This window comes from Mesorhizobium hawassense, from assembly GCF_003289945.1.
In the GTDB taxonomy this organism is placed as follows: Bacteria; Pseudomonadota; Alphaproteobacteria; order Rhizobiales; family Rhizobiaceae; genus Mesorhizobium; species Mesorhizobium hawassense.
Genome location: NZ_QMBP01000006.1, coordinates 193935 through 203766 on the forward strand (window position 1 = coordinate 193935; position 9832 = coordinate 203766).

Below are 9832 nucleotides of genomic sequence, written 5' to 3' on the forward strand. Positions count from 1 at the left end.
TGCAGTCCGATTTAGTCAAGCTTGTTCTAATATATCTAAAACCGTTCGCAACCCGAGCCACGCTCATGAGTTGTAGCCTGATGGTCGATCCTTCCGGGGTGTAGCCAGTTCAGCAAAGCCCGTCGCTTACGCTCATTAGCTGCGACGGGCTTTTCCTTGGGGCCATGGTCAGCGATAGAGCTGAGCCTCGTCGCGCAGGAAGCTATCCAGCGTTCCGGCCCCGCCGCGCCCCGCGATGTCGACGAGTTCGACAAACACGGATCCGCCATTGTTCGCGCCTGAAACAGGCTCGGTCATGAAGAAGCTGGCAAAAGCCTCGACAGGAAGATTGGTACTGTTGCCGTTGAGGTCATCTCCGGCTGCCTCCAGCGCGCTGCAGTTCAGGATCGCGCCATAGAGCAATCTGCGATCGACAGAAGTCACGGGCGGCTGGCATGCATTTGGCGGTGTCCCTTTCTCGCCTCCGTTGGACGCATGGCCGACGAGATTATTGGCGATCTCGTATTTGTAGACTTGATAGCGCGTCGGCTTCGTCGTGTTCCATGACGACGGGTAGCTCGCAGACTGGAAGTTTGTGCTCCAATAGCCGGACAGGTTCCAGTTTCCGTCCCCCATGCGTCCGCCCATATACGGCGTAGTGCCGTCCCGCGGCAGGCCCATGTTGCCCGTCGCGTTGAAAGTCAGCTGATTGTAGGACGGGCATTGGTTGCTGTTGCCATTGCCGCCAGTGGACCCGCCCTTTCGAACGTTCGCGGCCGGACCATATTCGGCGCTGTTGAATGCATTGCCGCTCGGGTTAATGCCAAAGCGCACATTGAACGCGTCCTGAACAGGGCCGTTGTTCTGGCCGGTCTTGGTGCTGACGCCTTCCGCCGAGTAGCATCCTAGCGGCCTCGACGTTGCGATCGTCTGGGCGAGCCCCTGGGCACCATTGCCGACGCTGTCAGGCGGCGCCAGAAAGCCGAAATTGCCGGGGCCATAGGCGGCATTGTTTCCCACCAGCCGTAGTTCGATGAGGCGTCGATGCGCCGCCGGATCCGTGACTGCCTGTTCGAGGGTTACACCGCCCGCGCTGTTGGTGCCGTTCACCATCTCATACGGGTTGCACATGAACACAGGCGTGTAGTTGCAGACCCCGGACGTGAAGCCGGCCACCGAAACAGCACCGAAACGGATGCGGTCGTCAGTCGTATTTCCTGAAAGGAAGGACACAGGGAAGATTGCCGAGAATGTCTCCGGATGAGCCTCAACCATGATGAACCGTGTGGCCGAAGCAGAGGCCGCGTAGTTGGCCGATGTGATCAAGTCGGAGTCGTTGGCAGGAATGCTGGAAAGGAAACACCAGGAAATCTGGCCCATCGATCGGCAAGCTGTGTAAGTCGCATCGACCGTCGTCGCTCCGCTGCCGGGGAGGCTGACAATGCCGGCGTCCGAGAAGGTGGTATCATTCGAAACCAGATTTGCTAGCGCGTTCTGGGCACGGGTCCAGGCATCCGACCTGCCGTTCAATTCGGCCGCTGCAGCAAGCGCCAAGGCATCGGTAGCCTTCTGCATGTCGTTGTGCAGATTGGTCACTCGGCTCATGTCGATGGTGAGCGCGGAAAACCCGATAATGGCCGGCAACATGATGCTGAGCAGGATGAGGGCCACGCCTCGCTGATCGTGCCAGAAATTACGCAAAACCCGAAACATTTCCGCGCCCCAACGCAGCAGTTCTTGTTCCCCCCGGAGTACGAAAAAGATGCTCCCGTCCCGTAGAAGCCCGCAAGCTGGACCCTAGGCCTGCAGGGCAACTATTAGGGCTCAAAAGCAGTCGGACTTTTTAGAGTTAACGCTCCACCTTCGGTCGCCTGTTGCGCGGGAACCGCGGACTGTGACCCAAGCATCGTGGGCCGATCTTCTGTTCGCGGCTTAACTCCCGTGATCCGGGTTCAACGGCTCATAGGAGACTTGGAAGGGCATGTGGTTCAACTCCACTCTGCCGCTCGCCGAGCTTAGACAAGGCCTGATCAGCCGGATGGACAGTCACTTGATGGTCGTACTTGCGGCCAACCAACATGAAGACGATTCCACACTGGCAGGCAAACGCGCCAAGCCATACTGTGAGCCAATAACCCGTCAGGGAGCCATTGGTAACTCCCGTCATCTCGCCCCATGCGATCGCGCTTAGAACCGGACCTGCCAGGAACATAAGCACTCCAGCGGTGCCGGGTCCGGTAAATTCTTGCTGGCTCGTTATGTCGATCTTAGTCACGATTTCCCCACCTCCCATTGTGCCCGCTACGCCTTGCCCGTTAATGTTAGCGGGTCGCGTTCTCCAGCAGACGTGTAGCGACCGGCCGACCATCCGGCTGTTCCGAAAAGGCCCGATCAATTCCTTGCACGGTGATGGCGAACGTCCCGTTCTCGGTCCTCCCGATGAAACCCTTCGCCTTGAGATACCAGAGGTGAAATTCCAGGTGCTCGCGAGGGCAGCCCGACAGGCGTTCGAGCTCTTCGTCGCCGATGCCCGGATTGTTGACGTCCTGCCGGCGCCTGGCAGAAAGCAGTGCGAGCACTCTGGCCTGGACGATCGTGTCCTTTTCGACGACCCGTGGGTCGCTGGCTTCCTGCGCCGTCTCACGTTGATGGCCCAAGTACTCTCCGTAATGGATGTCGTACTGCGCACGGGCGGCAGGATCTCTGAGCGTATTGTGGGCCTCTACGAGGTCGCTAAAGCGCCGTTCGTCGCCAGTCTCCCGATTGTCCGGGTGGTAGCGTTTTGCGAAGTAGCGGAATATTCGCTCTATGGTTTCTGGTGTCGCCCTCGGGCTGATTTCTAGCAGATCGTAGTAATCAATAAATGTCATCGTGGTGCTTCCCCAAGCTACCAATCGCCCCAAGTCATAAAATCGCGTAGCGTCGCGACGCTGGCAACCAATCTGGCGGTGAATTCCACCGAACAGTTAATTCAAAGCTGGCTGCGGGCCGAGACGTGGGTTGTGGTGTCCTATCTCGGCCCTGACCACGATCGGCCGGGGTAGGGTCGAGTCGGTGGCTGGTCGAAATCTAGACGCGCCTCGGCAACCTCTCAATTTAGACTGAGTGCCCACAATTGTTGGGCCTTCCGAGCGCCGTCGTTGTTCCGTTGGTAGGGGAGCATGCATTCTGGCTCGGGCTTGCCGATAGCCGCGACTGCGAATGCCGAGCCGCTACCGCGATGACCGCAACCTCCAATCACCAATCACGGACTGGCGCCCGACCAGCGCAAGCAGTGGACGCCATGCCCTTAGCGGCCCGACAGTTCCGCGTTGGGGTGCGTTTGGTTGAACCGCCGGGCCTAACCGACTCAGGGGTGAGCAGAGTCGGCTGGGGCGGAGGTTACATTAGCGAGGCTGCATGTATATCACGGTTGGTTACCTTCCACCGGTTTCCATAAACTCGCCGGGCGAGGCCCCCAACAAACCTCCAGCCCGACGAGCCTACAACCCGACCAGAGTTACGCGATCGGGACCGGGGCTAACCGGCAGCAGAATCCACTGCAAGATGGGTGCCAGCTCGAAGACGTTTCGAAACGATACAGCTTGCGAATAAGCCGCCGCTTATGCATCATCCGCGGCATGCTCGACCATGAATTGACCCAGCGGCCCGGCAAGGGCTGGACACCTTGGCGCGACGGCACCGGCGAGGTCGACATCGACAAGGTTTGGTGGGCCGCCCGGTGTCTCCACTTTCCCAAGCTGAACTCAAGCGCCTGGTTCGACGGTTCGGAGCTCGTCGGGATCGCATTTTGGGGCTACCGCGGCGAAAAATGGTGCATGCGGCTCAAACCGGCCGATTGGCAACCGCTGCCCGACAAGTTCAAGCGCGAGCGAGAGCGCGAGCAGCAGGAAGCGCTTGACGGAATCCGCATTGCCGCCGAGCAGCGAATGCTGGCCATCATTGCCCTCACAGGGAAGCGCCAGAGCGCGCCGGACGCCAGCGCGGTGTAGGACTGCGGAAAGGCAGGACATGCGCTCTAGCGGGCTTCTCCAAGGACCGGTTTGCCCAAGATCGCGACCGCCCTATGCTGGCGTTGTCGAAGGGGCCGAATGAATAGGCCCTGCCGGCTGCGAGAAAGGCGTGCGCGCAATGCCCTACACCGTGATTTGGTATGATCGAAAAGGCATCGTCGAGAAGGTGATCTTTGATGCCGAAAAAACGGCCAAGGATCACGCAATCGCCATGTTCCAAACGCGGAAGGGTGACGACGGGGTCATCTGCGTTGAGGTCCGCAAAGACAGCGGCAGCGTCGTCTTCAGCCATGCGGAGAATTAGAGTGGCGTTGGACAGCGGCGAAGAACGCGCGCTGGCGGGGCTCTGTGGAACCTAATGCCTGCCTTCGACCTTTGTCGGACATGAGCACCCGCGGTACTGACTTTTTGTACAAGTGGATAGGCGCCAACGTTCCCGAGACGGTGGGTGCCGACATCATCTCGGTTGCCGAGTTGACGCAAAAGCTGTTCGCCGACGCAAAGGCGATAGGCATCAGCAGCACCGATATTGAGGAAGACACCGGCAGCGTCTATGAGGTCATCCTCGACGCAATCGTCCATCAGGACGCCGGTATTACAGATTGATGAGATAGTGGACGTGCCGCCCAAGCGAACCTACCGTCTACAGTTCATGCTGAATGCCAAGGAACTGGCGGCGCTGGATGCTTGGCGGTTTGAGAAGAGAATGTCGACTCGATCTGAGGCCGCTCGGGAGTTGTTTCGTCATGGCATCACCGTGACGGGAGACGATGCAGACAGGGCGGGTGGCGAGCGTTCGGCAGACTTTATGGTACTGCCCACTCGGAACGCGCCGAAGCCGAAGGGGCGTTAGAACGTTTTTGGCTTTAGACGGCGCTATCGAAGTGCTAGTTTGTTAGCCCATGGACCAGAAGACCATCGATCAGGCGCTTGCCCTACTCGAGCAATACCGGGCCATCCTTGTGGCGAGCCACGCCCCGATAGGCCCTGATGGCGTGCCAGAGCTACGCACCGCAGCGCAGACCGCCGATCCCCTCGAAATAGCGGCGCTGGAGGATATCACGCAGCTTGATGCCGTGATCGAAAAGATGTCTGCATAGGCTTTCGGGAGTGGTTGATGATTTCGTGTATCAGCCTCACGCCTTCCTCAGCCTCACACCGGCGCCGCCGCCGTTCTCGGGGATGAACTCGACGCCGGCCGCTTCGAGGGCTGTGCGCAACGCGGCGACAGTGGATTGCTTCGCGTCTGATCCGTTTTCGATGCGCGTTACCGTGTTCGCGGTCACTCCAGCCTTTTCGGCAAGATCCCTTACTCCCCAGCCTAGAGCTGCCCTAGCCATCCGCATTTGAACCGGCGTCATTTGTACATTGTACCTATGCAAGTTGACGGAAAGTCGTTTCGTCGCTATCTGTTGGTACGTTGTACACTTAGATAGCTACAGGAGCAACCAATGCCGAACACCCCTGTTCCGGCCGCCGGCGAAGCTTTGCCTGCGGTCATCACTGGACGCTTTTCCCGCCGCGCCATGCTCGTCGGCGCAATAGCCTCGCTACCGGCCGTAGCAGGCGCAGAAAGGGCTCTTGCGACCACAGCCGCCGAGACGTCCGACGAACGCGCCGTTCGCCTCGCAAACGAACTGTCGGAAGCGATGAACGGCTTCATGACGCCGGCCGGCGGCACACCCCATTGGGTTGCTCACATCGGGCCATCAATGCACCCCGATCCAGTCTGGTTCTCACAGGATGCAGGCTCGGCTACCGACCCGCTCGCCGACACCATCGCCGAATACAACGCCAAGCTTGCCGAGTTCTCGGCCATCCCTGTTGAGCAGTTCGTATCGAGCGAGGTCGAGGAAGACATCGTGATGGCGACCTATGGGCCTGCCTCTGACAGGCTATGCTATGCGACGCCGCCGGCAACCAGCCTCCGGGGCGTAGCAGAGGCAATCCGCTACGCCATCGATCAGCGGGCCTTTATCGACATTGCGGCCGAGCGCGTCGTGAAGTCGGCGTTGGCCTATCTTGAGCGGCGGTACCGGGTATGAACGCGCCCGTGGGAAGCCTCAAGCCCTTCGGCATCCCGGCTGGCGTAGATCCCCGCACATGGCGGCAGGCGATCGAGAAGCGCGTCAATGACCTGCTTGACCAGTCGTTGGCCCTGATCACCGCGCTCGACCTCATGGAAGCCGATTGCGACCTCGAGGACGGCGCCGACGCCGAGCCCTGGCTTGGCTGGGGAGAGCGCGGGCCAGTAAGCACCGTGCCATGGCAGGACGGGCGCGGCAGCCCTCATGACGATCGCGAGGAAGAAAACGAACACGGCGGCGACATCAACGACGAGCCGCAAGACGATGACGAGCGGGAGGCCGATGACGCTGAACATGATCAGCCCGGCCATATCGAGGGCGGGCAATCATGAGCGTGCTCGACGTCATGTTCATCGGGACGATCCTCGCCGGCATCATTGCACAGCGGCTGATCGCTGGCTGAAAGTTTTGTCCTTGCGCAAGGACAATTGGCCCGGCTGCTCAGGTGGCCGGGCCTCAATTTTAACCAAATGGTCACCTTTAGGGTTGCAACTTCTGCCAAATGGCAGCATTTCTAAGTGAGTCGCACTAGGGACAGGGAGGTCGCAGTGCACATTGCCACACCAACGCCGGCTCCATCAGCGAGCCCCCGGCACATTCCCGACTTGAGCCTGGAGGCCACCCGAGCCGGACTTACCGAGGCGGCGCTTGAGGCTTTTGTCCGTCTCTCTGATATTTGGCGGATCACAAGTCGCCAAGCGAGCTCCCTCCTCGGAGAACCCGACCGCACATGGTTCCGGATCAAGGCCAGGGAATGGAAGGGCACCCTGTCGCAAGATGCATTGACCCGGGTTAGCGCACTTGTCGGCGTGTACAAGGGTTTGCACTTACTCTTCTCGGATCCTCTTGCTGATGAGTGGGTCCGGCGCCCTAATGCGGACCCATTGTTCAATGGCCTCACGCCAATCGATTTCATGATCAAGGGCGGGATCCCGGCTATGCTCGAGACGAGAGGTTACGTCGACGCACTTCGGGGTGGTCTTTGAGCCCAAAATTGACCACCCTAAGCCAGCGTACAGTTCGGCTCATTTCATCTGCACACCACAAGCCGCCTGTCTTAGAACCGCTCGCCGCTTCATTCGGAGCGAGAACGCTTCTGGAGGATCTTGAGAGCGTGACAAGCGGGCGGCAGGTTGCGCAGCAGGTCGGGATTCCTGGGGTGAGTGCGGCTGGGTTGGCGCAAGGGTACGGATACACCTACATCAACGCCGCTTTTGCCTACACGCGGCCGCAGGGCAACCGCTTCAACCCGAAGGAGTGGGGAGCTTGGTATTCAGCCTTTGCCGCTGAAACAGCGCTTCATGAGGTCGCTTTCCACCTCACCCGCGCGCTCGAAAACGCCGGCGCAGACTACGACAACACCACTCACTATGTGGAGCTTCTTGCTACTTTCAATGCCGAGTTCTTTGATCTCCGAGAGGTTGATCCTCGGCCGGAATGCCTACATCCGAACACCGAATTGGCCTATCCGAAGGGGCAGTCCCTCGCTAACGACCTTCGCGCCAAGGGCATGAACGGGATTATTTATCCGTCTTGCAGGTGCGAAAACGGAACGAACGTCGTGGCGTTTTGGCCCGCCCTCGTCCAAGACTTTCAGAAAGGCGCAACCTGGCAATTGACTTGGGCCGGCTCCCCAACGCCCGAGATTACGAAGACCGGGTGATCTGGGTCACCGAGACTGGTGAGCATCAGGTGAGTGGCGTGAGGTGCAGCGGCATACCGCGCTGATTTCACGATGCAATCTGCGCCGAATGGCTGCCTTCCTTGGGGAGGTCGGCCGGCGCGAGGTTCACCGTCACCTTCTTCGACGGCATCGACAGGCCCGACGCGTGCAGCGCCGCCTGCACGCGCTCGCGGCTTTCGGCCACCGCCTTGTCCGGCAGGCCGACGATCTGCATGCCGACCTTGCCCGGCCCGACCATCACCTGGACATCGACCGGCAAGGCCTCGATGCCTTGGAAAGCCACCGTGCGAACCCGCGCCACCATTTGTCCAGAACCCCCGGCGTCAGCGCGCTCGTCATCCACCATCGGGCCGCGAGCGCATACAATCCAGACAACCATAGATTTTCGAGACGCGCAAGAACATTACAGGAACATCTATCGGCGAAGACGATGGATCTCGGCTAAAGCTTCTTCTGGAGGCCGATGTGCCGCCCTTGGCGGCGTGCTCTTGAATACGGTTTTCCGGTTGGCAGCCATTCGGCTAAGGTGCGGCGGACGCAAAATCGAACCTTAAGAGGCCACGGGGAAATTCGCATGCGGACCGGCTGCGCAATCTTGATCGGGTTTGCACTTGTCACGCCATCTGCCGCCGAGGATGCCCGATGCACGAAAGGACCCGCGCCCATACAATTGGAGGACATCGAGGCCGCGCCCGGTTGCCTGGCGGCGCACAAGCTGCATCAGGCCTGCGCCTGGGGATCGAGTGGCGACGAATTGATGTCGGAGGCGGTCATCGACAAATGCAAGGCGGGATTTTTCGACCAACTGACCCGCAAGCAACGACGCCTGTACGAAAAGCGCCTCGGAGCATGCAGCGAGCGCTATCCTGTCACCGAGCTGGGCGGGTCGATCCAGATATACCTGTCGTCGATGTGTGACGAGGATCTCGCCGCGACCTATTTCGAGGTCGCAAAGCATGGGCGAATTTCGGGGACGCCGCGTTGGAAGGTACCCGATGTACCCGAGTGAACGGATGATCCGTGTCGGGTGAGCTGGCGCATCCGGGAACCGGTGCGCCGTAGGCTCTCCTGCCTATCGGTGCAGCCACACATTCTCGAAATTCTACTCGAAGTTGGGATGGGCCGGGTTGTCCTTCACCGCCGCCACCGAATGGGTCAACAGCGAGCGCCCGTAAGGCTGGATAAGGATGCCTGTTCCTGGAGCGGCCGTTGTCGACGGTCGACCGCCGCATCCTCGAATCCGGCAAGATCGCCATCGACGCGCCGATCGACTTCCTCGAAAGCCTGGACCGCCGCCGCGCGGCGATCGTGATGAAGCCCAGCGTGGTTGAGCGTAAGACGGCTTAGCGGCGGGATATATCGCTGGCGAAAGCAGCTAGAACCGCATTCCTACCGCGAACTGCCAAGCGCTTGCGTGGCGTGATTGGTAAATGTCCAGTCCGCGTCAGACCGGCTGTCTCTGGCCTAGTGGACATCGCGAGGGAGCGATTTGCTTATGAATTGGTCGCCACAAAGTTCCTCGATGACCCGCGGCCGGTCCATGCGTGGCGCGTCTTCGGGTTTGTAACCGAATGGGACAATCGGCAGGTCGACCCTGCAATAGGGCATTGTCAGCTTACGCCCCGACCCCGTCGTCCATTGTTCATCGCGGCAGGTCGTATGAGACTTGATCGTCTCTGGCCAGACAATGCCGACATAGACGTCGCGTCCGTAGCGAGCGACGAAATCTTCTATCGAAACGCGGTATTTGCCTGTGTTGGAGAAGCCATAGACCTGGACGATGCCTTCTATCGCCCTTCCGCGAACCGTTCGTTGGATATTGAAAGTAATGGTAGCCGATCGATCAGCGACCTTGCTGTTCGTCCCTTCTATCGGTGCATATTGAATGCGGACAACTCGTCCAAAGAAGATGCTGTCAGCACGGTTGCGTTGATCGGCGCTCAACGAGTGTTGCATTACGCACGCACCGACAATCTGGCACTGCAAGATAACCAGAACGATAGCAAGGAAGGCTGCTCTCATTTGGTAACCCACCGCTCGCGCTCATCAACACGCCAATTGTCGTGTGG

Annotated in this window: 15 protein-coding genes and 1 pseudogene; 10 read left to right on the forward strand and 6 right to left on the reverse strand. The window is 59.7% G+C overall.

Features of this window, described 5'->3' with window-relative positions; genetic code table 11:
- Nucleotides 1-168 precede the first annotated feature (168 nt).
- The 3 genes from DPM33_RS15170 to DPM33_RS15180 form a co-directional block, all read right to left on the reverse strand.
- The gene (locus tag DPM33_RS15170) at nt 169-1650 is read right to left on the reverse strand and encodes a pilus assembly protein TadG-related protein (RefSeq protein ID WP_245442156.1); all 1482 of its coding nucleotides are present in this window, start codon (nt 1648-1650) and stop codon (nt 169-171) included.
- 289 nt (nt 1651-1939) lie between these two features.
- Nucleotides 1940-2254, reverse strand: a complete 315-nt coding sequence (locus DPM33_RS15175) for a hypothetical protein (protein ID WP_146770261.1) — start codon at nt 2252-2254, stop codon at nt 1940-1942.
- 46 nt (nt 2255-2300) lie between these two features.
- Entirely contained in the window at nt 2301-2849 is a 549-nt protein-coding gene (locus DPM33_RS15180) for a J domain-containing protein (protein WP_112098247.1), read from the reverse strand.
- 750 nt (nt 2850-3599) lie between these two features.
- Between DPM33_RS15180 and DPM33_RS15185 the strand changes: the two genes are divergently transcribed.
- The 4 genes from DPM33_RS15185 (at nt 3600) to DPM33_RS15205 (ending at nt 5092) form a co-directional block, all read left to right on the forward strand.
- On the forward strand, nt 3600-3971 hold the full coding sequence (locus tag DPM33_RS15185; RefSeq protein WP_112098248.1) for a hypothetical protein: 372 nt from the start codon (nt 3600-3602) through the stop codon (nt 3969-3971).
- A 139-nt stretch (nt 3972-4110) separates the two neighbouring features.
- The gene (locus tag DPM33_RS15190; RefSeq protein ID WP_112098249.1) at nt 4111-4296 is read left to right on the forward strand and encodes a hypothetical protein; all 186 of its coding nucleotides are present in this window, start codon (nt 4111-4113) and stop codon (nt 4294-4296) included.
- A gap of 80 nt (nt 4297-4376) precedes the next feature.
- Entirely contained in the window at nt 4377-4598 is a 222-nt protein-coding gene (locus tag DPM33_RS15195) for a DUF768 domain-containing protein (protein WP_112098250.1), read from the forward strand.
- A 296-nt stretch (nt 4599-4894) separates the two neighbouring features.
- Entirely contained in the window at nt 4895-5092 is a 198-nt protein-coding gene (locus tag DPM33_RS15205) for a hypothetical protein (protein ID WP_112098252.1), read from the forward strand.
- A 36-nt stretch (nt 5093-5128) separates the two neighbouring features.
- On the opposite strand, the gene DPM33_RS15210 is transcribed toward DPM33_RS15205, so the two are convergent.
- Nucleotides 5129-5353, reverse strand: a complete 225-nt coding sequence (locus DPM33_RS15210; protein ID WP_425373511.1) for a helix-turn-helix domain-containing protein — start codon at nt 5351-5353, stop codon at nt 5129-5131.
- Nucleotides 5354-5443: 90 nt separating this feature from the next.
- Between DPM33_RS15210 and DPM33_RS15215 the strand changes: the two genes are divergently transcribed.
- From DPM33_RS15215 to DPM33_RS15230, 4 genes are all read left to right on the forward strand, one after another.
- Nucleotides 5444-6037 carry a hypothetical protein gene (locus DPM33_RS15215; RefSeq protein WP_112098254.1) on the forward strand — a complete coding sequence of 198 codons (594 nt, stop codon included), beginning with the start codon at nt 5444-5446 and terminating at the stop codon, nt 6035-6037.
- The gene (locus tag DPM33_RS15220) at nt 6034-6411 is read left to right on the forward strand and encodes a hypothetical protein (RefSeq protein WP_112098255.1); all 378 of its coding nucleotides are present in this window, start codon (nt 6034-6036) and stop codon (nt 6409-6411) included. The genes DPM33_RS15215 and DPM33_RS15220 overlap by 4 nt, the downstream gene beginning before the upstream one ends.
- Before the next feature lie 216 nt (nt 6412-6627).
- Nucleotides 6628-7065, forward strand: coding sequence for an antitoxin Xre-like helix-turn-helix domain-containing protein (locus DPM33_RS37605; protein ID WP_167449078.1), 438 nt, complete (start codon nt 6628-6630; stop codon nt 7063-7065).
- 8 nt (nt 7066-7073) lie between these two features.
- Nucleotides 7074-7742, forward strand: a complete 669-nt coding sequence (locus DPM33_RS15230) for an RES family NAD+ phosphorylase (RefSeq protein ID WP_245442157.1) — start codon at nt 7074-7076, stop codon at nt 7740-7742.
- An 88-nt stretch (nt 7743-7830) separates the two neighbouring features.
- Here the strand turns inward: DPM33_RS15230 and DPM33_RS15235 are convergent.
- Nucleotides 7831-8067: pseudogene (locus DPM33_RS15235) on the reverse strand (magnesium chelatase domain-containing protein); the annotation flags it as partial.
- 270 nt (nt 8068-8337) lie between these two features.
- Here DPM33_RS15235 and DPM33_RS15240 point away from each other — a divergent pair.
- Entirely contained in the window at nt 8338-8772 is a 435-nt protein-coding gene (locus DPM33_RS15240; RefSeq protein WP_146770262.1) for a hypothetical protein, read from the forward strand.
- A 200-nt stretch (nt 8773-8972) separates the two neighbouring features.
- On the forward strand, nt 8973-9110 hold the full coding sequence (locus DPM33_RS36250) for a hypothetical protein (RefSeq protein ID WP_167449079.1): 138 nt from the start codon (nt 8973-8975) through the stop codon (nt 9108-9110).
- A 117-nt stretch (nt 9111-9227) separates the two neighbouring features.
- Here DPM33_RS36250 and DPM33_RS15245 read toward each other — a convergent pair whose 3' ends face one another.
- On the reverse strand, nt 9228-9707 hold the full coding sequence (locus DPM33_RS15245) for a hypothetical protein (protein WP_167449080.1): 480 nt from the start codon (nt 9705-9707) through the stop codon (nt 9228-9230).
- Between the last annotated feature and the right edge of the window lie 125 nt (nt 9708-9832).

Coding starts and splice junctions, on each gene's coding strand:
- DPM33_RS15180 (WP_112098247.1), bottom strand. CDS start 2,849: ATGACATTTATTGATTACTACGATCTGCTAGAAATCAGCCCGAGGGCG.
- DPM33_RS15185 (WP_112098248.1), top strand. CDS start 3,600: ATGCTCGACCATGAATTGACCCAGCGGCCCGGCAAGGGCTGGACACCT.
- DPM33_RS15190 (WP_112098249.1), top strand. CDS start 4,111: ATGCCCTACACCGTGATTTGGTATGATCGAAAAGGCATCGTCGAGAAG.
- DPM33_RS15195 (WP_112098250.1), top strand. CDS start 4,377: ATGAGCACCCGCGGTACTGACTTTTTGTACAAGTGGATAGGCGCCAAC.
- DPM33_RS15205 (WP_112098252.1), top strand. CDS start 4,895: ATGGACCAGAAGACCATCGATCAGGCGCTTGCCCTACTCGAGCAATAC.
- DPM33_RS15210 (WP_425373511.1), bottom strand. CDS start 5,353: ATGACGCCGGTTCAAATGCGGATGGCTAGGGCAGCTCTAGGCTGGGGA.
- DPM33_RS15215 (WP_112098254.1), top strand. CDS start 5,444: ATGCCGAACACCCCTGTTCCGGCCGCCGGCGAAGCTTTGCCTGCGGTC.
- DPM33_RS15220 (WP_112098255.1), top strand. CDS start 6,034: ATGAACGCGCCCGTGGGAAGCCTCAAGCCCTTCGGCATCCCGGCTGGC.
- DPM33_RS15240 (WP_146770262.1), top strand. CDS start 8,338: ATGCGGACCGGCTGCGCAATCTTGATCGGGTTTGCACTTGTCACGCCA.